16 protein-coding genes and 1 pseudogene are annotated in these 24446 nt (G+C 48.5%); 6 read left to right on the forward strand and 11 right to left on the reverse strand.

Going from position 1 to position 24446, the window contains the following annotated elements; genetic code table 11:
• Positions 1–41: 41 nt before the first annotated feature.
• The gene (locus QZ938_RS14530) at positions 42–863 is read right to left on the reverse strand and encodes a hypothetical protein (RefSeq protein ID WP_293365555.1); all 822 of its coding nucleotides are present in this window, start codon (positions 861–863) and stop codon (positions 42–44) included.
• A 263-nt stretch (positions 864–1126) separates the two neighbouring features.
• Here QZ938_RS14530 and QZ938_RS14535 point away from each other — a divergent pair, with 263 nt between their 5' ends.
• The 4 genes from QZ938_RS14535 (at position 1127) to QZ938_RS14550 (ending at position 4466) form a co-directional block, all read left to right on the forward strand.
• Positions 1127–1294: a hypothetical protein gene (locus QZ938_RS14535; protein WP_293150440.1), complete on the forward strand. Its 168-nt coding sequence runs from the start codon at positions 1127–1129 to the stop codon at positions 1292–1294.
• Positions 1263–3416, forward strand: a complete 2154-nt coding sequence (locus QZ938_RS14540; protein ID WP_293350490.1) for a polyribonucleotide nucleotidyltransferase — start codon at positions 1263–1265, stop codon at positions 3414–3416. Before QZ938_RS14535 ends, QZ938_RS14540 begins: the two co-directional genes overlap by 32 nt.
• Positions 3417–3868: 452 nt before the next feature.
• On the forward strand, positions 3869–4084 hold the full coding sequence (locus QZ938_RS14545; protein ID WP_293150434.1) for a hypothetical protein: 216 nt from the start codon (positions 3869–3871) through the stop codon (positions 4082–4084).
• A 4-nt stretch (positions 4085–4088) separates the two neighbouring features.
• Complete coding sequence (locus QZ938_RS14550; RefSeq protein ID WP_293150431.1) at positions 4089–4466, forward strand: hypothetical protein; 378 nt, start codon at positions 4089–4091, stop codon at positions 4464–4466.
• A gap of 64 nt (positions 4467–4530) precedes the next feature.
• On the opposite strand, the gene QZ938_RS14555 is transcribed toward QZ938_RS14550, so the two are convergent.
• From QZ938_RS14555 to QZ938_RS14590, 8 genes and pseudogenes are all read right to left on the reverse strand, one after another.
• Positions 4531–5841 (reverse strand): Rid family detoxifying hydrolase, encoded by a 1311-nt coding sequence (locus QZ938_RS14555; RefSeq protein ID WP_293350487.1) that lies wholly within the window; start codon positions 5839–5841, stop codon positions 4531–4533.
• A gap of 123 nt (positions 5842–5964) precedes the next feature.
• Positions 5965–6459 carry a peptide-methionine (R)-S-oxide reductase MsrB gene (gene msrB, locus QZ938_RS14560; RefSeq protein WP_363318801.1) on the reverse strand — a complete coding sequence of 165 codons (495 nt, stop codon included), beginning with the start codon at positions 6457–6459 and terminating at the stop codon, positions 5965–5967.
• Positions 6460–6835: 376 nt separating this feature from the next.
• Positions 6836–12133: a response regulator gene (locus QZ938_RS14565; protein ID WP_293350484.1), complete on the reverse strand. Its 5298-nt coding sequence runs from the start codon at positions 12131–12133 to the stop codon at positions 6836–6838.
• 51 nt (positions 12134–12184) lie between these two features.
• Positions 12185–13003: an HNH endonuclease gene (locus tag QZ938_RS14570; RefSeq protein WP_293150422.1), complete on the reverse strand. Its 819-nt coding sequence runs from the start codon at positions 13001–13003 to the stop codon at positions 12185–12187.
• Positions 13004–13144: 141 nt separating this feature from the next.
• Positions 13145–16225, reverse strand: a complete 3081-nt coding sequence (locus QZ938_RS14575; protein ID WP_293350481.1) for a methyl-accepting chemotaxis protein — start codon at positions 16223–16225, stop codon at positions 13145–13147.
• A gap of 145 nt (positions 16226–16370) precedes the next feature.
• Entirely contained in the window at positions 16371–16904 is a 534-nt protein-coding gene (locus QZ938_RS14580; protein ID WP_293150599.1) for a chemotaxis protein CheW, read from the reverse strand.
• 221 nt (positions 16905–17125) lie between these two features.
• Positions 17126–17245 (reverse strand): annotated as a pseudogene (locus tag QZ938_RS14585) (zinc ribbon domain-containing protein); the annotation flags it as partial.
• Positions 17246–17722: 477 nt separating this feature from the next.
• Entirely contained in the window at positions 17723–17995 is a 273-nt protein-coding gene (locus tag QZ938_RS14590) for a hypothetical protein (protein ID WP_293150413.1), read from the reverse strand.
• On the opposite strand from QZ938_RS14590, the gene QZ938_RS14595 reads away from it, so the two are divergent.
• A complete protein-coding gene (locus QZ938_RS14595; protein ID WP_293350478.1) occupies positions 17994–19205 on the forward strand; it encodes a transposase in 1212 nt (403 codons plus the stop codon). The genes QZ938_RS14590 and QZ938_RS14595 overlap by 2 nt on opposite strands.
• Before the next feature lie 11 nt (positions 19206–19216).
• Here QZ938_RS14595 and QZ938_RS14600 read toward each other — a convergent pair whose 3' ends face one another.
• Positions 19217–20443 (reverse strand): response regulator, encoded by a 1227-nt coding sequence (locus tag QZ938_RS14600; RefSeq protein WP_293350475.1) that lies wholly within the window; start codon positions 20441–20443, stop codon positions 19217–19219.
• 150 nt (positions 20444–20593) lie between these two features.
• Positions 20594–21865 (reverse strand): RNA-guided endonuclease IscB, encoded by a 1272-nt coding sequence (gene iscB, locus QZ938_RS14605; RefSeq protein ID WP_293350472.1) that lies wholly within the window; start codon positions 21863–21865, stop codon positions 20594–20596.
• A gap of 773 nt (positions 21866–22638) precedes the next feature.
• On the opposite strand from iscB, the gene hmpF reads away from it, so the two are divergent.
• On the forward strand, positions 22639–24444 hold the full coding sequence (gene hmpF, locus QZ938_RS14610) for a pilus motility taxis protein HmpF (RefSeq protein ID WP_363318800.1): 1806 nt from the start codon (positions 22639–22641) through the stop codon (positions 24442–24444).
• Positions 24445–24446: the final 2 nt, after the last annotated feature.

A 24446-nucleotide genomic window follows, 5' to 3' on the forward strand; every position in this document is an offset into this window, starting at 1 on the left:
TAACAATCGAATTAAGTTGATTAAGCGACAAGCCTATGGCTTTATGAACTTTGATAACTTTCGAGCAAGGCTATTAGCTTGCTTTTCTGATTAGGTTTGCTTATCACCTTGACTCCAGAAGAGCCCCCTCTTCCTTCTTCCTTCTTCTGATACATTCGACAACCTGCCGGCATTTGCTTGGCAAAAGTAGCGAGGCGGAGTGTATCTGTAGAACTATCTAACAAAGGTTGCCATTTAGCAATAGCAGAACCGTCGGATTGTGTTTCCAATGCTGGCAAAAATTTGCACCTCGCCAACAAATCCAAACTCCACCTAGCAATATGAGACCAAAAACGCAAATCCGATCCGACAAAAGAGTCTGGTTCTGTGCTATTGAGTGGCAGTGATTGCAAAAAAACAAAAGCTGCTTGAGGGTTGAGAAAATAACCTTCGACTTGCCAGGGATAAAGATAAATTTCCTCAGTTTTAGCTGGTTCATCCAGTGCTGCCGCTGCTGAGTGCTGCGGGATTAGGGCTGCATTGTCTGCCGAAATTTGGGTGGGAAGTGCGATCGCCCGAACTTGCCTCTGAATCGATAAATCCCCGGTGGGAGGGGCTGCGGTGGTCGTTTTGGGCGATCGTCTAGTTTTCTTGCTTTTCTCCTGAATATCTGCGTTTTCGGGTAATTGCCAGTTGAGTTTGCCCGACTGCTGCAAGGAAGTTAGAAAAGTCTTCAGTTCAGATTCCGTCATTGCCAAAGGATGCTGTAGACTCATCCCCGATTTAACGGTATCTATCGCCCCAATTTTACGCCAAGTTTCTCCCCAAATAAATAAGCCACTTTTTTCGTTTTCCAGTAGCCAACTGCCGTGTAAAATTGCCATTTTTAAATCCTAATATTTTTATTTAATTGCGAGACTTGCTACAGAAGTCCTGTTTGATTTGTGAATAATATAACTCTTGCAAAAAATCCGAAATATCTTGAAATTATCTGCGTTAATCTGTGTTTATCTGCCTGACATTTGCGGTTGACCTAATCGATCCAAATTTCCCAATCGAAAATTCATAGTACCATCTATGGAATGTGTTTGGCGGGCGATCGACCGGAGAATCGACTGGAGAACATGAAAAAAATTAAAGAGTATAAATGCTTACAATCAAGACACTGACAGTCGATCGCCCGCCGATTATCTCTCTCTTTTGGCTGGTTCCTCTCAAACATCCTGTGGTAATGTTACGATCCCGACAGAGAAAGAATGTGGTAGATAAGGAAGCAGTGCTACATGGTAGAGATAGACAAGTCAATATCTTTTGATGGACGGGATATTAGACTGAAGATTGGTTTACTGGCGCCTCAAGCAGGCGGTGCAGTTTTGATTCAGTCAGGTGACACGGCGGTTTTAGTGACAGCGACTCGATCGCAGGGGAGAGAGGGAATTGATTTCCTGCCCCTGTTGGTGGATTACGAAGAGAGACTCTACGCTGGCGGTAAAATTCCCGGTGGATTTTTGCGCCGGGAAGGGCGTCCCCCAGAAAAAGTGACTTTGACTGGGCGTTTGATCGATCGACCCCTGCGTCCGCTATTCCCTAGCTGGCTGCGAGACGACATCCAAGTTGTAGCCACAACGCTGTCGATGGACGAACAAGTGCCGCCGGACGTTTTGGCGGTGACGGGCGCTTCCGTGGCGATTCTGCTGGCGAAAATGCCATTTTACGGGCCGATGGCGGCTGTGCGAGTCGGTTTGGTAGGGGACGATTTCATCATCAATCCCACCTACAGCGAAATCAAAGAAGGTGAATTGGATCTCGTGGTAGCCGGTTCTCCAGACGGAGTAATCATGGTGGAAGCCAGCGCCAACCAATTGCCGGAACAGGATATCATCGAGGCGATCGACTTCGGCTACGAAGCAACCTGTGACTTGATTCAAGCCCAGCGCGAAATCATGGCCGAATTGGGCATTGATTTAGTGGTAGAGGAACGGCCATCCCAAGATTCCATCCTCGAAAACTTTATTCGCGATCGCGCCCAAGAACCCATCCGCATCATTTTGTCAAGATTTGAAAAAGACAAAACAATACGGAATGCAGCTTTGGACGAAGTTAAGGCAAATGAAGTCGAAGCTGCGATCGCCGAATTGGCCGAAGACGATCCGGTAAAACTAGCCGCCACCGCCAACAGCAAGACAATTGGCAACGTTTTCAAAGACGTTACCAAGAAAATGATGCGGAAGCAAATCATCGAAGATGGCGTCCGTGTAGACGGCCGCAAGCTAGACGAGGTGCGACACGTTTCTTGTCGTGTAGGGGTGCTGCCGTCGCGAGTACACGGCTGTGCGCTGTTCAATCGCGGCTTAACCCAAGTCTTGTCCGCAGCAACTCTGGGAACCCCAGGAGACGCCCAAGATTTAGCCGATGACTTGCACCCGCAGCAAGACAAACGCTACCTGCATCACTACAATTTCCCCCCATTTTCCGTGGGAGAAACCAAGCCGATGCGATCGCCCGGACGCCGAGAAATCGGTCATGGAGCCCTTGCAGAACGCGCTTTGCTGCCAGTTTTGCCATCCAAAGAAGATTTCCCCTACGTCATTCGCGTAGTTTCCGAAATCCTCTCCTCCGACGGTTCAACCTCAATGGGTTCAGTTTGCGCCTCAACGCTAGCGTTAATGGATGCAGGCGTTCCCCTTTCGCAACCCGTCAGCGGCGCGGCAATGGGATTAATCAAAGAAGGCGATGAAGTCCGAATCTTGACTGACATTCAAGCAATTGAAGACTTCTTAGGCGACATGGACTTCAAAGTAGCCGGTACCGACACCGGAATTACTGCTTTGCAAATGGACATGAAAATCAAAGGTTTGCCCTTAGATGTAATCGCAAATGCCATCCGTCAAGCCAAACCTGCGAGACTGCACATTTTAGAAAGAATGCTAGCAACCATCGACACTCCCCGCAAGGAAATGTCGCCGTTTGCACCGCGTTTGCTAACGCTGAAAATCGATCCCGAATTTATCGGTTTGGTAATTGGGCCAGGTGGCAAAACAATCAAAGCCATCACCGAAGAAACTGGTGTCAAGATTGACATTGAAGATGACGGAACCGTGACAATTGCTGGTAACGACAGCGAAAAAGCTCAGCGGGCTTACAACATTGTCCAAGGCATGACGCGGAAGTTGAATGCTGGAGACGTGTATGTCGGCCGCGTAACTCGAATTATTCCGATCGGCGCTTTTGTCGAGATTCTCCCCGGCAAAGAAGGAATGATTCACATTTCCCAGTTAGCGGACTACCGCGTTGGGAAAGTGGAAGACGAGTTAGCTGTGAATGATGAAGTGATTGTCAAAGTGCGAGAAATTGACAATAAAGGTCGAATTAATTTGACCCGTTTGAACATTCATCCCGACGAAGCGGTAGCCGCCCGCGAAGCGTTGAATAAATAGTTGACAGTTGGTAATTGGTAATTGCTTTTGGAGTAATTGCTAATTGCTGATTGGTAACTGGTAATTAGTAATTAGTAATTGCTAATTGAGATTAAATCTGATTGTTTCAGATTGATTTGGGAGTAGGTGCGCGACAGCGACAGATCGACAAAAGTGCGATCGGCTGTGGAAGTTCATAAAGTCGCGCACTTTCCCCTCAGTATCATTCGGCGGTTGAAACCGCTACTATACAAACGAAGTCCGCCTCCGCGGACTGAATAAAATATAAAGTATGCTTAGCTGTAGGGTGTGTCGCCATTAAAAATCCCTCAAAAAAATCGACAATCGAGCGATCGACGCACCTTGCAAACAGTCTTTCTGGAAACAAGCTTAACACTCAGGATTGTTGCAAGATGAGGCGATAATTGGTATAAATACTAATGACCAATGACCAATGACCAATGACTATCGAGATGACATCAAAACCTCGCTACGATCCCGACGAGAATATTAGCCGTCATAGTGCAACCGATCCAGAGAAATGCCAGCAAATGGCAAAGCGTCAGGGATGGGAATTAATTCGATGGGAAAAAACAAGTGATTCGATACTGAAGGTTGATTGTGTCTTTGAAGGGTTGACAGAGTTTCCACCGAGTCCATATGAACCCCAACACGAGAGAGAGGAATAAATCAATGCCAAAACGGTTGATAATTTTCAAAACAGAATCGCTTTCTTCCCCTGGATGGGAGGATAGATTGCTTTCCCATACAGGTGCTCTCACGAGTATCCTAGCAGAACACTATGACTACTCAGACAAACCTCTGCCTAAAACGGGCGATCGCCTGCGAAACTTTGCCCAATTTAAGGAGAGTGCAGATCCCAAATTCCCTTCTACCAGCACTCACGTTCGTTGGGGAGATTGGGAAGTTTCCCGTTTAGAGGAGTACACGCCTGAAATTCCGAATGCTGAATATGACTGTTTAGCGGTATGCTACTGTTGCTATTCACCCATTGAACCCGAATGGAAAGAACTGCCTAAAATTCAAGTTTCTGAACTGCAAAAACATTAAACAAACAAAATATTGAAATCCCCGACTTTGCAGAAGTTGTCGGGGATCTCAAACGAAGCTCGAATCAAATCACAGCAATACAATCAATCTCTACCAAAACATCTTTCGGCAAACGAGCAACTTCCACACAAGCGCGCGCCGGTGCAGTTTTCTCATCAAAATATTTCCCATAAACCGCATTCACAGCGGCAAAATCATTCATGTTTTTGAGAAAAACCGTAGTTTTTACCACATCCAACCAAGTAGCGCCGGCTTCTGTGAGAATCGCTTCGAGATTGGCCATCACTTGTTCGGTTTGCTTGGCCACGTCGTCGGTGTAGACGATATCGTTGAGTCTAGTGTCGATCGCAATTTGACCAGCTACAAACAGCATAGTGCCCGTAGCGGCGATCGCTTGATTGTAAGGGCCCACGGGTGCGGGTGCTTTGTCAGTACGAATAATTTTGCGCGTCATAGATGTTACTGTTTGGGATTCTTGTTCAGAAGTTTGTTTGCTGTCGATTTCTATTTTAGAGGTTTCTGGCTGGTAGATTTCTCCATCGGGCATTATTGTATCAGTTAAGTCTGCATTTTTTATATTCCAGCCATAACAATCACACCGAGTAAAGTCGGCCCTTTTTAAGTTTGCTTCTATCAGATTAGCTCCGATCAAATTAGAAAATCGCAGATTTGCTCTTTCTAAATTGGCACCTCGAAGACAAGCATATTGTAGATCGGCACTGTCAAGTTTTGCTTGTTCTAGATTCGCATTAGTTAAATTCATTCGTGACAGAGCAACTTGGTGCAAATTAGCTTTCTGGAATTTAGCTTTTTGAAGTTTTGCCTCAGTCAATATTGCCTCGGTCAAATTTGCCCGAGTTAAGTCCGCTTCCACTAAGTATGCCTCAGTCAAATCAGCCTTATTCAGATTCGCTTTACTTAGGTTCGCTTTATGCAAAGAAGCTAAACTTAGGTCAGCACTATCTAGACTTACACCGCTCAGATTTGCTTCGTCTAAATTGGTACTAACTAATTTAGCGTTATTCAAGTTTGCTCCTATTAGAGTTGCCCGCTCTAAGTCAGCATAATTTAAAATAGCACTATTAAAATTAGACCAACTCAAATCTGCACCACTTAAATCAGCCCAACTCAGATTTGCTGAACCAGCTACTACCTTACTTAAATTAGCACCCGTCAGCGATGCCTTCGTGAGGTTTGTACTCTGAAGGTAAGCCCCAGTTAAAATAGCCTCACTCAAGTCTGCACCTGAAAGATTTGCATTGTCTAAATTTATTCCACTCAAGTCAGCACCTTTGAGATTTTCTTCGCTGAGATTGACTGAATGAAATTTTCGTTCGCCTTTGGCGTATCTTTCTAAAAGTTCTTTAGCATTCATAAATAATCGATCGCCCTCACGTCCCAAAAATCAATATACCATCCGGGCGAATCCGCGTGCACGAGCCGTCAGGCGCGTGCATGATTATGAGATTTCACACCACAGGAGTACCCGTCAATGATTTCACCCAGCAATAAACTTCATCGCAACACCATTCATGCAGTAACGTTTGCCAGTAGGTGCAGGGCCGTCATCAAATACGTGACCCAAATGCCCGCCGCAGCGACGGCAATGCACCTCAATTCTAGTCCCAAACAGCGAATTATCGATCGATGTGGCGATCGCCCCTTTGATCGGATCGTAAAAACTTGGCCAACCAGTACCGCTATCAAATTTAGTTTTGGATGTAAAAAGTGGCAAATCACACCCAGCACACGCATAAATTCCCTTGCCGTATTGCTTGTCGAGAATGCTAGTATGAGAGCGTTCAGTAGCGTGTTTTCGCAACACATCAAACTGTGCCGGAGTCAAAACTTTCCGCCACTCTTCCTCAGTTTTAGTAATTTCAAAAACACCATTGCTAGCAGCCATAACATCTAACTTTCCAGGCAAACAAGACGATAACCATGCCATGCTGACTGTTGCTACACCAGCTTTCAAAAATAATCGTTTCTTCATAATCCATCCAGTTGCTAATTAATCTAAACCACCAGCAGTCAAGTTCAAAACTTTTTGCTTGATTTGTACCTTTTTCAATCGCCTGTTTTTGGACATGATATCATACCACGTCCGACTGATTACCATAACAAAAATCGTTCGTAGTGTGGACTTTAGTCCGCAAAATACTGCGGACTAAAGTCCACACTACGAACCTTACTTATTGCATCATAAATTATTCATCTTTATCTTCTCTCTCTGTGCCCTCTGCGCTCTCTGTGGTTAAAAAAATCCGATATTACTCTACAAGTATGACAGTTAATTAACCCGATCGCACAAAAGTCCTGCGAGGACTTTAGCCCTCACAGAACTCATACCCATTCACACGTTACCCAACCTAGACAACAGCCGGAGCACCAACAACTTCACCCTTCAGCATCCGAGCAGCAGCATCCATCAACTGTTCCTCCAAATAAGGCTTAGTGAAATAACCCTTCGCGCCCAAACTGTAAGCCATTTGGCGGTGTCTGTCAGCACCGCGAGAAGTTAGCATCGCGATCGGCAATTCGCACAAAACCGCATCCTTCTGCATCCGAGAAAGCAGTTCTAAACCATCCATTCTCGGCATCTCAATATCGCAGAACACGATATCGCAAGGCAGGCCAGATTTCATCTTTTCCCAAGCTTCCTTACCGTCGCGAGCTTCCTCAACTCGGTAGCCAGCTTTCTCAAAAGTAATCGACAAGAGCGATCGCACTGTAATCGAATCGTCCACAATCAGCACAGTAGGCTCAGTCTTCTCCTCAGCAGCCTCCGCAGCAGCCCGATCGCCACTTTCATCCCAAAGCGTACCGCCAGCTTCCTTCCGCAGCCTGCCAGTAGCCAAATCAATCAATTCCAGAACGTCGGCAATCGCCACAATTTTGCCGTCCCCGAGCACCGTAGCACCCGCAATCCCGATCGGCTTCGGCACAGGCCCCTCCAACTGCTTGATCACAATTTCCTGTTCCGTCGAAACCTGATCCACCTGCACCGCCAAGAAATTCCCAGCAGACCGCAGCACGATCACCGAAATCATGTCATCGTCAGTATTAAACCCGTAAACACTGCCCCGGCCCAAATGGCGGTTGTAACCCAGCAAATCCCGCAGCGGGCGGAACGGCAAAATCGAACCGCGCCACTCAATGCAAGGCAAACCGTCTGCCCCCGTCGTCACCTGATCGCGAGGTACATCGATCATGTCCTCGACTCCGTCCATCGGGAAAGCAATCCGAGCTCGATCGCTAATGCAAGTCAGAGCCTTAGAAATACTCAGCACCAGAGGCAAACGGATGGTAAATACCGTGCCTTTGCCGATCGTCGAATCAATCCCCACAGTCCCCCGAATTTCGTGCAAGGAGGTCTCCACGACGTTCATGCCGACCCCCCGGCCGGCGTACTCCGTCGCCTGTTCCTGAGTGCTGAAACCAGGCATAAACAGCAAATTGTAAACTTCCGAGCGAGACATCCTCTGAGCCTGAGCCGCCGTCAACAAATTCTGCTTGATCGCCTTCGCCTTCACCTTTTGCGGGTCAATTCCAGCCCCATCGTCAGAAACCGAAACCACCGTTTGATTCCCTTGGTGGAAAGCCCGAATCGTAATCCTGCCCATCGCAGGCTTCCCGGCCGCCAAACGCACCTCCGGCGCTTCGATCCCGTGGGTAATCGCATTGTTCACCAAGTGAGTCATCGGGTCATAAAGTTGATCCACAATCATCTTGTCGATCAAAATATCCTTACCCTCAACCTGCAACTGAGCCTGCTTCCCGCACTTAATCCCAATTTCCCGCACCGCCCGGAACAGCCTGTCCGTTGTCTCCGCAAACGGCTTCATCCGGGCGCGAGTCAAACCTTCTTGCAGTTGAGTCGTGACTTGGCGCAGTTGGCGAGTCACCTGATCCGCCTCATCCACCAAAAACTCAATGTCCGCCGCCGACTCCCGCACCCGCACGATCAGCTCGATAATCTCCTGAGCCAAACTGTGGAAAGGAGTAAACCTGTCCATTTCCTCTGGTCTCCAAGCGCTTTCGCGTTGGTGGGACGACTCCTCTGAGCGCCATGCCGATCGATGTCCCTGGCGGTTTGCCAGCAAAGCAATCTCCAAAAGACTCCGCTCGTAGAAATCCTGAGTCCGTTGGCTGACATCGCTCAGCAGCGTCACTTGGTGCAGCAAATTGTCCAAAAACTGCCGCATCCGTTCTTGGTCTTGCTCCAAACTGTTGCGGTTGACTACCAGTTCCCCCATCAAGTTGCTGAGGTTGTCCAGTTGCTTGACCGGTACGCGCATGGTTTGGTCGCCGAACCCGCCCGCCCGGGCATTCCGCCTGGGTCTGTTGTTGACCGACGACTGTCCGATATTGGTTTCGCCTTGACGGCCGCTGTCCTTGGGATCTTCCAGCAGTTTTTCTAAGTCACCAAATTCGTCGTCGCTCTCCGCAGCAGGAGCGGGTGGTGCTTTGCGGGCAGTTTTCCCCGGTGCTGGAATTTCCGGCATAGTTGCGCTCTCGCTCAGCAGATCTTCGAGATCGGAGAAAACTTCCGTCGTTACTGGACTTGGATTTGCTCCCCCAGAGGCTGCCATTGCCACCCCTGCACCGCCTGCGAGTAACAGTGCTTCTAAATCGTCAAAATTGCCTTCGGAATCCTCAGTGCCTGATTGAATGTCGCTAAAAAAGTCCGCCAGCGACTCATCTTCCAACTCTGCTGCACCGGCTGCGCTCAATTCTTCTTCATCGTCGCCAAAGCCCGTCAGTTCCGAAGTCACCAGAGGCCCAGCATCGAGCGAATCCAACAAATCATCAAAAGCATCCAACTCTTCGGTGTTGAGAGTCGCCCCGGTTTCGAGAGCTGCCAGCAAATCAGCATCGCCCTCAAACATCCCATCGAGAGATTCTGACGACATCACCTCTAAATCGCCAGCCGCAAAATCCGTTTCCAGCGCGCCAAACAAATCATCTTCCTCCCCGTCGGATTCACTACGCGCATCTGTTTGAGCTCGATCGAACAAATCCGCACCTTCAGAGTCGAACAAACTCTCAGGAAGTTCAGCCGACAACTCCTGCAAATCAAAACCAGCTTCGGCATCCACCGACGGTGGAGGCGCTTCGCCAAACATATCCTCCAACAAATCGAAAGTGCCCTCATCAGACTCGACACTGGCAATTTCCGCATCAGGACGATCGGACAATAGCCCCAATTCAGCCGCTGCCAAATCTGTCAAGCCTGCCTCCGAAACAGTAGCCTCCGAGTCCGAGAACAAACTCGCCAAGTCCCCCTCATCCGCTGCCGTACCAGCACTGGGCAATTGAGAATCCCCATTTAAATTCAACCAATCCCCATCGACTTCTTCCGAAGCTTCCCCGTCATACTCAGTACCCGTAGGTACAGAACCGAACAGATCTGCCAAATTCGCCGCTTCTTGGGAATGAACCGCCTGCCGATCGCGCCCAGTCTCCTCATCCTCAGAAATCGAGTCCGACGTAATCTCCCCAAACAGCGCATCTAAATCGGTATCCTCCAGATCCAGGTTGGTCGATTGTGCAGACTCGTCTTCCAGGCCAAAAGCATCTTCTAGCCAATCTCCATCCGCAGAAATATCTAAATCAGAATCAGAATCAGAATTTGATGTCATATTAAAAACGCTGCCACTTTCCTCATTTGGTGTGCTGCCAGTAGCTAAAGATCGATCGCCCCTGCTCTCCCCACCTTCACCTTCAGAAGAAAGGAAATCAGAAGTAATGCTCAACAGCTCGCTGAAATCCGAGTCTTCCTCCACCCCAGAGAGCAACTCGAAATCATCTATTTCGGCTACAGTCGGTTTTTCTACATCCCCTGAATCATTGCCACCACCTGCTAGTAGATTCGAGAATTCTGCGTCGAAAGCATCCGGGTTGAGAGCATACTCCTCGGAAACTGCCGGTACAGTCGCTTCCTCAGATGAGCCTAAATTGCCGAACAAGTTATCCAAATCAGCATCTGCCGTCACAACAGAAGTTTGGGCCGCCACTTCGTCCAAAAGCGTACCGAGAGCATCTTCATCAGCTTGCCTCCTGGTAATGCCGACCCTGCCCTCTCCCCGATCCAAACCCTGCCTGTTTGTTTCAAGCTGTTTGCGAGTTGGCGGCTGCTTTAAACCCGCATTTTCGCGATCGGCTGCCACCGCCGAACCATCAGCCTCACCTCCAAACAGCAAATCGTCCCCAAACAAACTCGTGAGATCCTCTAAAGGAGTCCTCGCATTCGTTTCCGAATTTTCCTCACCGTATTCGTCAAACAACAAATCAGTAAAATCGCCGGAATTGTCATCATCATCTAATTCCATGATTCCCCCCGTCGGCATCCTAGAAGCAGATTGTACGTAGTCCAGATCTTCTTCTTCTTCCCAAGCGCCGTCGAGATCCGGAGATTCGCCTTCAAACAAGTCTGCTAAGGTGTTGAGTTCGGCCGCGCCCACTTCCGGGCCCGTGCGCGTCGAGATTCTAAAAGAACCTGTCTCTACATCTGATTCTCCGAACCCTGGGGAATTGTCCAACGGCGATAGACCTCCGGCGTAATCGTCACTTTCGTCGCCGTCGAGTTGCTCGAACAGCTCGTCTATGCTGAGCCCAGAAATTGTTGGCAGCAACTTGTTCGATCCATCCGAGGAATCGCCGCCCAAAGCCAGATCCCAGGCCGCATCTTCAACAGAGACCGCATTTGATCCCAACCTACCCGGTTGAGCGAATGCCAGCAAGTCTTCAAAATCTGTTTCCGGAACCACAACCGTCGGCACCAGCGCCAGAAGTTTGGCACTGGGTGCGATCGACCCAGATTGACCCAAAAGTACCTGTTCTTGCGCTTGTTTGATGTCTTTGATGACCGTTGGGGCTAAGGTGCGGTAGGTATTTTCTGAGTTGGCGATCGCCTTTTCTACCACAGCGATCAATTCTATCCACTGGGGCAGTTCAAATTCCTCCCCCGCCAGTTTCAAGTTCCGACAAATATTCCTAAGTTGTCGCCTGCTGTCAGAGCCCTCAGGCTGTTTGAACTCTTGCAGCATTTCCCGCATCCTCGCCGGCACATCCGAGTCAAATACCAGATGCAGCGCGGTTTCTTCCGTTTCTGTGAGATCGGATGCGTAAGCTGAATCCGAGTCCGCAAAACTCATCGATGAGTTAAACGTCCCGGCTCCCATTCGGGCCATAACTGTTTGTGGTATTGGCAGCGGGCTGCTTTCGTCTGAATCGTTAGCGCAGTGTCCGACGAGTCCCCCCAAGTGCCCGTTGAGTTCTTCAAATACAGGTTCTAATTCTCGAACCATCTGCTCTCCCAATTCCTCTGTCAGCCCAAAAGGCCCCGACAGTTGCTCTAACAGCCCTTGTAACGTGTCAAAAATTCGCAAAAACAGCGACTCTAGCTGTTGGTCTACTTTAACGCTGCACTCTTTTAAAATTTTAAAACTATCTTCTAGTCGGTGAGAGGTTTGCTGAATGCTAGTCAGACCTAGCATTGCGGCTCCTCCTTTGACAGAGTGAGCCGCCCTAAATACTTCGTTAACCAGTTCTGGGTCTTCGATCGTCGCTTGTAGGTTGAGCAAGCCTTGTTCGATCGTATTGAGGTGGTCTTTTGCCTCCTCAATAAAGTAGCCCATGATCCTCTGTTGTTGCTCCGGCAGCATAGTTTTATTCCTGATTTTAAGCGTTCTTGTATTGGGTCTATGTTAGTAGTTTTAGAGAATGTCTCTGTATATCTCGCCCCTTGACAACAGAATGATCTGACTGCGAGATATGGCAAATGTCCTGGCTATTTCTGCTTTCGACATCCCTTCACTTAAAAGATAGCGAATCTGCTGTACCTGTTCGGCTTTTAGTTTCCGGGTAGGGCATATATTGCCGGGCACGAAAGGAAAGCGGTTTTTTTCTATGGCATCGCGGGAGTTATCGGCGGGAGTTCCTTCCCACAAATGGTCTGGATTGACACAACCGCGATCGTCGCAACTGTGACACGCAAAATAACCGGGTTTGACAGGCCGTCCCAGTTTGTGTTCGAGTACCAATCTGTGAGCGTAGAAACTTTGAGTTTTGCCCTTAACTTTAGTACCCTTAATTGCGTAACCATCACTTCTTTTTGCCAAGGTGCAAATCATGCAGCCGTTTGGCTGTATTTCAGCCCGAATTCCAGGAATTATTTCTACGCCTCGCAGTAGTTTTTGAGGTTGAGGCGCCGATGTGCTTCCTACATCTTTAATCCGTCCTTTTCTAAACCTATCTTGAGAATTATCTAGTCGAGAACCTTCCCATAAATGATTAGGATTAATGCAGTTACGAACATCGCAACTATGGCAACAAAAGTATTCTGGTCTAATCGGACGACCCAAGCTATTTTCCAATACTAAACGGTGAACTGTAAGCGTCTTCCATTCACCGTCAATCTTAAGTCTTTTGTTGGCATAGCCCCTGCTGTTTTTTGAGAGAGTACAGATAATACACCCCGTCGGCTGAATTTCGCCAAAGATGCCAGAAATTACCTCTACTATGTTATCGTTCATCCGTACAACTCCTAGTTTGTTTAGGTGCTGGATTGGCATCCCCGCAGTCGGTTCAAGACTGCGAGGTTGCTTTTTATTTGCCATCATTGCCACACTAATGTGCTTGTAAATCAGGAAGTAAAAAAAGCATTAAACAATCAATTATTGTCTTTCTGCTGTTTCTACTCGGAACCTTTCTACTGATGTCAAAAGGTCGCGAGCAACACCTACCAAATTTTGCAAAGCACCCGAAACTCGCTGCGCTTCTTGGGACGTTTCCTGAGCAGTTAATTCGACAGCTTGCATCACACTGGCGACCGAGCGAGCTGTTTCGTTCTGCTCCACAGTGTCCGCTGTAATCGATCGCACCAGCACGTCAATTCGATTAGTAACTTGAATGATATCTTCAAGCGATCGCTTCGCTTGTTCTGCCAATCTTGTACCCTCAATAACCTGCTGCGTACCTTCTTCCATCGCCGTCATTACCGCGCCGGTTTCACTTTGAATTTGCATCACGATCTGCTCGATTTCTTTCAAAGATTTCGCCGATCGATCTGCCAACTGCCGCACCTCATCCGCCACGATCGCAAAACCCCTACCCGATTCCCCAGCCCTCGCCGCCTCAATACTAGCGTTGAGAGCCAACAAATTCGTCCGAGAGGCGATCGCCGCAATCAAACCCACAATCTTAGAAATTTCTTGAGAAGCTTCCGCCAACCGCTTGACTTTTCTCGTGGTTTCTGCTACCGTTTCTCGAATTTCCAAAATCCCGGCCACCGTCCGCTCCACAGCCTCACCGCCTTTCAGAGCCGTTGCCGCCGCGCCCCGGGCCACTTCTTCCGCCTCTCTAGCACTCTCTGCGACCCGCTGAATCGCATCGGTGAGGACTTGCACCGAATTCAGCGTCGCCGCCAGTTCCTCAGCCTGCCGCAGCGCATCAGAAGACAAATCGCCCGCAAACTTCGCACTATCCGTAGCGCCTTTGCTAACTTCCCGAGCCGCCTGCTTCACCTGATGGACGATTTCGCGCAGGTTTTGAATTGTCAAGTTAAACGAGTCAGCAACAGCACCCAAAACGTCTGCCGTCACTTCCGCCGTCACCGTCAAGTCACCCCGAGCCGCTCCTTCCACGTCATCTAGCAAGCGAATCACTTGGCGCTGCAAGTCTTCTTTTGCCTGTTCCTGCTCGTCAGACTTGCGTCTGGTATCGCTAATCGTAGTTTGGATCACCTTCGCCATGTGGTTGAATTTAGCAGCCATTTTGCCAAATTCATCTTCCGAGTAAATTGTAGCCCGAGCGTCCAAAGTTCCTTGAGATACAGCATCGAACTGAGCTTGCAAATTGTCCGAGGACTTGCGTACCTGCTTGGCGATCAACTGGCCGATGCCCCAAGAAGTCAAAAAGCTCGTAAAGCCTGCGGCAGCCGTCATTACCCAGCCTGTTTGGCGCAGGTAAACGATCGCCTCCGGCTTGTCTTGCTTCAGAGCTTGATAGGAAGCAATATTAGTCACGAAAGCCACAGCTACCAGAGAAACCAATCCAGCCCCGATCGCCGTGTACAACTGTTTGGTAAACAGAGGGGCATTTTCCAAGAAAGCCAGCCCGCCCTGTTCTACAGTCACCGAAGCATCGATCGCTTCATTTTCTGTCGGAGCAAAAGTCGGCACCGACGCATCAGCAGGGCCGGAAATGCTAAAAATCTCGTCGTCTCGAATTGCCGAGCCGTCGCTGTTGTCAAAGTCCAGACCGCTGCCGCTCGTACCCATCATGCCGCTGGTCGAGTTGCCGAAATTGGTATTACCTCTAGTCAGGATCGAACTGTTGGCATCTTCTGAGATATCAAAATCCGGCAAATTGCCCAAATCGTCAAAATCGTCAAATTCGTCTAAAAAGCCGCTGTGTTCTTGAGTGCTCCCTGTTCTTGACGACCAGTCGCTGCTGTTCTTGGTGGCAGCCCCGAAAGCAGTCGCTTGCTCGTTTTCGTCGAGAGAAAAAGAATCGCTGAAAGCGTCGTCATCAAAAGCATCTAGCTCAAAGCTGTCCATGGAGCCAAAGGCCGGTGGTTCCGAGTCGCCGTAACCGTTGCTGTTAGAGTTTGAGCGATCGGCAGAATTAAATTGTCCCCGGCTCGACCTTTGACTCTGAGAATTGGGGACAGCACCTCCCATCAACAGCGTTTCGTCTTCCGCCAGCGAATAATTTGACGAGTATTCCGAGTCATTATTGGGCTGCTTGCTTTGCGATCGAGAAGACCCAAAACCCGAGGACATCGGCTGAGCAAAAGGGTCTGCCTCTTCTGACAGGGGTGGCTTCTGACCTTGATTTTGCCCGGTCACGGGCGGGGATTGATAGTCGTAGTCGTCATCATTCAAGTCAAGTTCGTCTGGCAAATCGAGCGGTGCAAAAGGTTCGCCAAAATTGTCAGACGGCCCAGTGGGGGAGTCTAACTGCTCCGAATCGAAGGAATTCCCGCTTTCGGAGCCAGCAAAACTTTGACCGTTGAGTACCTGAGTAGGAGCTTCTGAAAACAACTCTCCTGAATAAGGCGCCCTCGAACCAGAAACTTTGCTATCAGACAAGTCACCAGCATCAAACCCTGGGTCATCTAAGCCAAAAGGATCTCCCAAGTCCGAGCCGAATTCGTCCATGTCTAGCGGCTCGGACGCATCAGCATAAGCTGCCATTCCGCCGCTGTCGCCAGCAAAGGGGTTCGTTGAATCTTCGATAGAAGTTGCAGCACTGCTGTCTTGTGGTTCCCACTCCAACCCGCTCATGCCCAAATCTGCCAAGTCCTCGTTTTCCATGTCCTGTGGCGATTGACTCCCATAGGACATGGATGGAGAATTCCCTTGGAAAAGTGCTAAATCCGGGTCTTCCAACCCTTCCTCCATAGACAAGTCTGGGTAGAATTCCAATTCAGTTTCCGCAGACAAAGCCTCGAAACTTTCCGTGTGCAGTTCTCCGGATAAAAATTGGTCTGTGTGGCTAATACCGCCGTGAGCGTGTTCGACCAAACTCGGGTCGTCACTCAGGCTCAGCACCACCATGTACTGTTCCCGTGCCACCTCATACTGTTGCAGTCCGTAGCAGTAGATGTGCCCGCATAGCAAGCGAGCGCTGGGGTCTTCGGGAAAATCTTCTACTAATTGATAAACTAGGGCCGCAGCTTCTGAATAGTTGCCATCCATGTAGGCCGCTTCTGCCCGTTGGTAGTCCTGCTGAAAGTTGGTACTTGTTGCCATTTGCCGCCCTCTTTTGATTTTAGATTTTAGATTTGAGATTTTAGATTTTTATCTTGCTTGAATGTTTAGATGCGTGCCTCAAGTCCTGTGACTGTTGATATTAGACCCCAATCGAAAATCGCAAATCGCAAATCTAAAATCGATTTCACGCTGCCCACCGCGCAGAGCGCAGAATTTTCACTTGATCTAGCAGTCGGAGCACTTTCTGAGCTGGTGCACCTAACATCCATTCTCCCCTCAGAAATGGAATCATGCCGTCTGGTGCATTGTTCTGAGAGTGCAGTTGGTCTACGTCGAGCCAGTCCATCCCCACAATTCGATCGACTGCCAGCCCCAAAATCGTATCTTGGTCTTCCACAGCCACGATCGGGATTTCGGGTCGATCGGTGTTCAGAGGTGTTTGGTCCCCCAGAAATTGGCCCAGATCTGCCACCCAAATCACTCGTCCTCTCATGTTTAGCGTACCTAAAAGCAATGAGGAAACGTTGGGAATGGGTGTCATTCGGTCTGGGGAGGGGGATAGCACCTCTCTAATCCCTGTCGCCGGCAGTGCGAACTCGTTCCCCGAAGGAACGTAGAACCGCAGGTGCAGCTCGCCTTCGGGAGTTTCTAGTTCTTGGAATTCCGGAGCCTGATCTATACCTTGTCCTGGTAATATAAAGTCTGGGCTGCCACTAATCATAATTCTTCTCTCTGGGAAACCCACATCGTACCCGTACTCAAGTCGGTGTTGGGAGGAATATTGGAGCTCGGTCTATGAAACATAACTATAACCGTCCTTTTTTTAAGATGCTCCGGGGGCGTAAACGCGCGGCGATTCTAAGATCGAACAGCAATTGCAGGTTTTGGCCTGTCTCACATCGCCTAGCTTAGCGGTCGATGCCAAGAAAAACCAGCAAGTTAGTTATTTTTAGCTGCGTTTTCATCTCGTCCATTTACTGACTGACAAGATGGACAACGCCATTCTCTTATCGACAAATCTAATTCTGTTAGGACATGACCACAATTTGAACAAGTCTTACTGGATGGATATAGCCTTTTTCAAAAAGATGAGGTATGACTGAGAACTTACATAACCATCCAGACTAGAGGGCCCAAGCCCAACAACGTACCTCATCTTTCTGAGAACCGCTATACCATCGATCAATAAAAATCACCTGCTTATCTTTTTTCTGAGCAGCCTATTTCACAATTTTCAGAAACTCCCCACAAGCTAAATCAGAGATTTTGCGTTCCCAAAGGCGTTGCATTCCTTTAAGATTTAACGTCTCAAAACAAAGCACATCAAAAAATGCAAAACTGAGATGCTCCCATGATTTGTACTTGAGAACCTTCTTGAAGTTCGGCGGTCTAACTGCCCATCTGTTTTGGCGATCGGCTGCAAGTGGAGAACAAGTCTATTATATTTGCACTTTGAGCGACTTCGGCCCGACAGAGATCGAGAAATTGAACTGAGTTTTACAGACGCCGGACGGCCAGCGCGCGAATTTATATATTCTAGTTTATGGCGCGATCGCCCGCAGACAGAAAGCTTTCTCTCTGTGACTGTCCCGACAGCGAGCGGGTTGCTTCGGTACAAAAAAGCTCCAATCGTGCCATCAGTGCGGAATTTATTGGCTTATCCCGAACTTGGGCTTTAAACCCCGTCCTTCTAGGACGGCTTTCTCCTAATTTAGGCCACAGCACATACTTGTCAAGTTTTGTGAACAAAGTCGATCGTATTAAGCTGGCGCTGCTAGCATAAGAATATCGTGATGACCTCGAAGTCATGCTAGTTTTTGAATTCAAAGCATACGGTAAAAAGCAGCAGTTTGACGCTGTAGACGAAGCAATTAGAACAGCGCAGTTCATCCGTAACAAAGCATTGCGCTTTTGGATGGATAACTCAAAAGTTAATAAATATGACTTGAATAAGTACAGTGCTGTTTTAGCAAAAGAATTTCCGTTTTGCGATGAGTTGAACAGCATGGCTCGGCAATCTAGCGCAGAAAGAGCGTGGTCGGCAATCGCCCGATTCTACGACAACTGTAAAAAGAAAACTCCTGGGAAAAAGGGATTTCCGCAATTCCAGAAAGACAACCGCTCAGTCGAATACAAAACGACCGGGTGGCGTCTGACAACAGACCGAAAATCCATCACTTTTACCGACAAGAAGGGAATCGGGAAACTCAAATTAAAAGGAACGCGCGACTTACATTTATATCAGGTTACTCAAATCAAGCGAGTACGCTTAATGAGGCGAGCAGACGGGCATTACGTCCAGTTTTGCATTCAAATTGACCGAAATGAAAGGATTGAAGTCACAGGCAATTCCATTGGATTAGACGTAGGACTAAAAGAGTTCTATACAGACTCTAATGGTGTTACAGTCGAAAATCCGCGTTTTCTCCACAAGGGAGAGCGCAGACTAAAAAAAGCCCAAAGACGAGTTTCAAAACGAGTCAAGGATTCACAGAACAGAAAAAAAGCTAGAGTGACTCTATCCAAGCGCCACCTCAAAATAAGTAGACAGCGCAAAGATTTTGCTGTGAAATTGGCAAGATGCGTTATCCAGTCTAACGACTGTGTAGCCTACGAAGATTTGAGGATTAAAAATATGGTGAAGAATCACTGTCTAGCTAAATCCATTAACGACGCATCTTGGTATATGTTCCGAACATGGATAGAGTATTTCGGTAAAGTATTCGGAAGAATTACAGTTGCCGTGCCAGCCAATGGAACAAGTCAAGAATGCTCTAGCTGTGGGACAATTGTTAAGAAGAGTCTATCAACGCGAACGCACGTTTGTCAGTGTGGATGCGTGCTAGACCGTGACTATAACGCAGCTAGAAACATCCTGAGTCGGGGATTAAGTACGACGGGGCACGTCGGAACTTGGATCTTAGATCCGAACGCTTGTGGAGAATTGACCGCTACTGATGTTGAAGTAATTCTGCATCGGCAAGTTGAGTCTATGAATCAAGAATCCCCTCGGCTTTAGCCAGGGGAATGTCAAAATTCCTGTTCTAGCGATCGGCTTAATAATTTTTCCGAGAGATTGGCCGGAGGATAGCCCGGGCCTACATATTTTTCTACCAGCATTAATAACTCGCTTTCGCCAAAAGGTTTGGTGAAGTAGTCAGTCGCCCCCGCCATGCGGGCTTGAACGCGATCGATAAATCCGTCGATCCCTGTCAACATGACAATGGGCGTGTGCCGGAAAGCACTAGAACTTCGCAGCATCGCGCAAATTTCGTAGCCGTCGAGTTCGGGCATGGCGATGTCGCACAAAATTAAATCGGGTTTGAGTTTAAAAACCAAACTCAGGGCTTCGAGGGGATTGCTGATACCAGTAGCTTCGTAACCCTGTTCGTTTAAAATTGACTCAACTGTTTTGCGAATCACATTGTCATCGTCTATACAGACAACTCTCTTGACCTTGGTTTCCGGAGAAGACCATTCTATTTTGTTGTTGACCGGGGCAACAGAAGGCTGGAAAAATACTTGCACCAATCCCTGCTGCACGAAAGGGTAAATCGCCTTAGCCACAGTCAGCACGTCTCGGTTGAGGTAGCGCGCCATTTGGCGGATCGAAGTGTGACCGTCAGCCCAGCGTCTGAGAGTATTAAAGGTATTGGCAGGCAGCGCGACTCGGAGCTGGGCGGGATCTGAAATTATCGGGCATTGGTTGGGCGACTGAATGTGAGGGTGAAACTGCTTCCACTGCTGCACCTGTTGGACAATCTTCGCCAGCAGCGAGCTAATGTCTAAGCTGGTGAGTTGAGGAGCCAATGCCGCTCCCATTTCAAAAGTGAAGGAACCCTGGTGGAGGCTGAGCAAGTCAAACAGGGTTTCGTGGATCATGCTGTGGATGATGTTGCGCCCTTGAGCTGGGGTGAGAATGTGGTTTTCTAGCAAAGCCCACAGGTACGCGTATTCTGGGGCATTGGTAGATGCCATATAGGGAACTTGGATTTTGTCGAGGGCGGTGTCTGCTTTGTAGCGGCGCAGGTAGTCGCGCAAGCGAAACAAACTGCCCGCACTCTGGGTAGCATAAATAATCTGACCGTTGAAGCAGAAAACATACCAGGATTGTCCCGCAGGGGAGCGCTGGGTAGGTAGATTACCCGAGTTGCCGATGAAGCTGTAGGCCTCTACGAACAGTTCTCCGGTGCGCTGACCTAACTCAATTAATTGCAGGATGCTGCGGATGTCAATTTCACTCAAATTTCCCTGCATGCAGCTAAAGTATCCTCCTTAAAACCGTTGGCGTTTGAAATCGGAAAGACTGTGCGATCGCGCTCATAAAAATTAATACGGGATGCGGGAAACTCAATGGCTTTAGCCTTGAGAGGGAAGCTATAAGGGGGACTTCAGTCCCCGTCAATCCTAATATGCGTAACTGTAGCCATCTTTTCTGTGAACTATTTTGCAGTATTTATGGCTAATTCCTTGCACCAATTCTGATGCTGAGATGTTGAACGAACCTGTCGTTCTAACTGCAACCAGACCAACATATTCACCTATTTTATTGCCACTGATGACGATTGCTTTTACGATGTCACCAGTTTGAAAGCCTTTAACAAACTTGTTTCGAGGAATGTACCGAGATGGAAAGCCAAATTTGTCTGTGCGACACATTTGACGGGTTCCGTGTCCAGTTGCCTTGATTAGCAGTGGCTTATTTGTTAATAATTCTAGCGCTTCAACTTGACCGACACAAGCAGCATCAAGCCAATGAGTTTTAGGTAGTTGCAGCCGACTACGATTGAACTTGGTCAGTCCACCTGAGCCAGTTAAAACAGGCAACCCCGTTTCTTTTAAGTGACCAAATAACGTCCATCGAGTCGAATTTACCGCAGCAGCATCCTTTAGGGGGCGCTTGGATTGTGTAAGAATTCGACTCAGAATGTCAGGTTTCTTTGCTAAGAATTGTTCAATCTTCTGAGTACCTTTCTTCTGGTTGCATTTCTGACAAGCAAGGCAAAGATTAGAAATTCGATTGCTTCCGCCTTGAGATTTGGGATGAATATGCTCAACTTGCAATGGTACATTTTCGGCGTCGCAGTAAGCACATTTTCGGTTCCATTTGTTAAGCAAATATTGCCTAACTTCGTAACCCTGTAGTTCGCCTTGGTGGTATTCAATGGCTGAAATTTCAGGATTTTCTAATTGTTGCAAGTCAAATCTGACCAGCTCTTGAACAATTAAACCGATAGGTGCAAGCCTGCGTAATTTTTCAACCCAAGTCAGGGTGGTTTCTACCCGGTGCTGCAAGGATGGTGCCAACCAACCTTTTTTGCGGGTACGGTTTAAAAACCTTGCTTGGCGGTAACGAGTATTAGGGTTTCGCCTTCCTCGACGCAGTGAACGACGGGACTCAAGACTTGCTTTGATAGTTTGACCGCGATGAGTTAATTCAGCACCAAAAATTACTTTTTCACCTTGCAATAATGCAATGCCAGTAGTTTTGGAACCTGGATCTAATTTGAGAGTAATTGATTCAATGGTTGCTGTTACTGCCTTTTTGAGGATAATGGTACACGGGAATCTTCTGAAGATAGCCGCTTTACCAGCCGTCAGCAACTTACGAGCCATTGACGACTTGCAAGGTGTGAGTGGTTTTTTGTTGGTGTCAACTACGAAAATAAAATTGGACATTGTTGTGTCCCTCCACTTGCGTGTAATGTTCGCTTCGACCTGGTTATAAAGGCTTGTTAAGTTTGCAGCACTAACGAGAGTGACTTTAAGTTTGTTTGACTGCAAACGATAGAGCGGAAAACTAGCGTCGCATTCTCCGGTATCGTGACCTAAATAACGTCTCCTTGTAACAGGGGTCTGGTCAGCACAGCTTGCAATTTCTTACAAGCTCAGTCTATGAGAGAGCTGAGTTACTGACATTGACTTTAGTTTCTGCCAATAATTGACGGGCTTGATGCCACTGGCACAATTAGGAATTGACGAAAGGGCGATTTTCTGTTTTTGACGTACTGCAACGCTGGCAGGGACGACTGGTTCAAGTCTTCGATCGCCAAAATTTTGACGTTTATCGTGCGCTGCTACTCTTGGCGGTTGAGTTCTGTTTTAAACCATTGACCTTTTTGCTCGCCTGTGGCTCAGTCACCGGCTCGCGTGATTCCACTATTCTAAGGCAGTGCGGTTCAAATCCCTAGTCTGCCTGCGGAGGAGACCCGCTTTGGGTAATTAAAGGACGAGATGGCGATCGACCCGCACCGAAAGCCTGATACAATCAATGAAAGTTTTTGACTGACTGATCTTTTTCGGCTTTGGGCTATGGCAGTCCCCCCAGTTTTGCTAGTCTTGAATCAAGCGGCATTGATACTGCTCTCCCATTGGTTCAGAAAGCAGGCGGCGGCAGTGCTTTCTAGACGCAGTGCCAGAGAAGCAGTGCTGTCGGCGAGTGCTGAAGACAGTTGGAAAACGATGCTATTCCCGATCGGGCAAACGACACCAAAGAGAGGACTATTAGTGTGCTGTATCTAGCAGAAGTACAAAAACAGAGAAGCGGCTTTGGTCTCGGTGGCGGTAAGGCTGAACTGAAACTGCTAGCTTGTCAGCGGGGCGAACACAACTGGAGCGCCGTACCGGGCGATGACGCGATCCCAGTTGAGGAAGCTAATAAGTTTAACGACGGCACGCTGGTGCTGGTGGAGTTGAGCGCTAACAAGCAAGTGCAGCGGATTCAGGAGGCTGCCCGCCAGTTGGTGAGCATTCTGCAAAATTTCTCCCGCTTGCAGGACAAGTTTAAGGATAAGGAAGAGGAAATTGAGCAGTGGAAGGCTTCTCTGACGTTTTCGAGTCAGGAACTCAATCGCCGGGAAATGGAAATGCAAGCCCGCGAAGAGCAGTTGGCTCAAATGGAGGAGGAGTTGGAGCGTCTGGAGGCTCAACGCTCGGAAATTGAAAATACTCGAGATGAAGCTAACCGACTGCGAGAAGAGGTCGATCGCAGCCGCACGGAGATGGAGACGGCTTGGGAACAGTTGCGGGGCGAACAGCAGCAGGTTACCCAGCAGCAGTCTCAGGCTCCTCAGGGGGCAGTTGTTGACGAGCAACAGGCACGGAGGATTCAGGAGTTGATGAACAAGCTGGGAGGAGCAATTTCTGCGACCCAAGGAGTTCGGGAGCAACTGAATCAGTCTTTTGGTGTTGTGGGCGCTCAGCAGGCAATTCTGGATTTGCACTGGCAGCAGTTGGAGCAAAAACGGGCAAACGCTCAGCAACAGCAGGAAGAGGTCGATCGACAAAATCAGAGCCTCCAAAGCCGCTGGCAGGAGTGGTATCAATCCCAAGATGCTTTGGCGCAAGCTCGGGCCCAACTCAAAGGGCAGCAGTGTACCCTCAGCGCTAAGCAAGAGCAGGCTCAGTCTATGTCTGTGCAGGTGAAGGCTGTTGAGGCTATGTACCAGCAAATCTCCGGGTTGGCGTCTGGTTCGGGTGCTGGGGCTGTGGAGCAGGTAGTAGATGTGTCTGCTCTGGAGCAGATGCCGGTTGAGGAATTACAGGGGCTGGTGCAACACCTGCAAGAGGATTTGGAAAAGGTGTTCCGGTTTGTTAACGATCAAGAGGAGGAGTTGACTCTCCAGCGGGAGACAATCGAGGAGCTGCAAGCCAAAATTCAAGCGGCTTCCGAGTACGATCGCATGGCTTTGGAAAATGAAATGGCCGATGAACTCGAAAGTTATCAGATGTTGAATGAAACTTTGGTGGGACAGCGCCTCCGCTTGCAGGAACGGGAAAATGTTTTGAAGCAGCATCAGGCAGTGCTTTGGCGTCGCTTGGGTACTGCTAATCCTCAAAAAACAGCACCCGGTGAGATTGATTTGGGGCCGATCGTCACACAGCTCAATACTCAACGCCAGCAGCAAAGCCAAGAATTGCAACGGCTGGAAACCGAAATTCAGCAGGTACGGGAAGGAATATCTCAAATTGAGGGAAATTTCAACCGCCTTCAGGGGGAAAGTGAAGCGAAACGCAATGAACTTAAGCAGTTAGAGCAGAATTTGTTCAACCAGAAAGGTGCTATGGCGGAACTCTGGGGCCGGGTGAATGTTTATCAAGAAATGTTGCAACCGGTGCAGGACAATTTGAGCGGGCTGCGCCAAAAGCTGGAAGCGGTGGGGGGAGAACTCGATCGCGTACAGCAAACTGGAGAGCAGCAAGATCGGGTTGTTTCGGATCTGCGGCAAGCTGTTTCGAGTTTTCTGCCAAGCGCCTAAAA

It is taken from the genome of Microcoleus sp. CAWBG27 (genome assembly GCF_020883145.1).
GTDB lineage: Bacteria > Cyanobacteriota > Cyanobacteriia > Cyanobacteriales > Microcoleaceae > Microcoleus.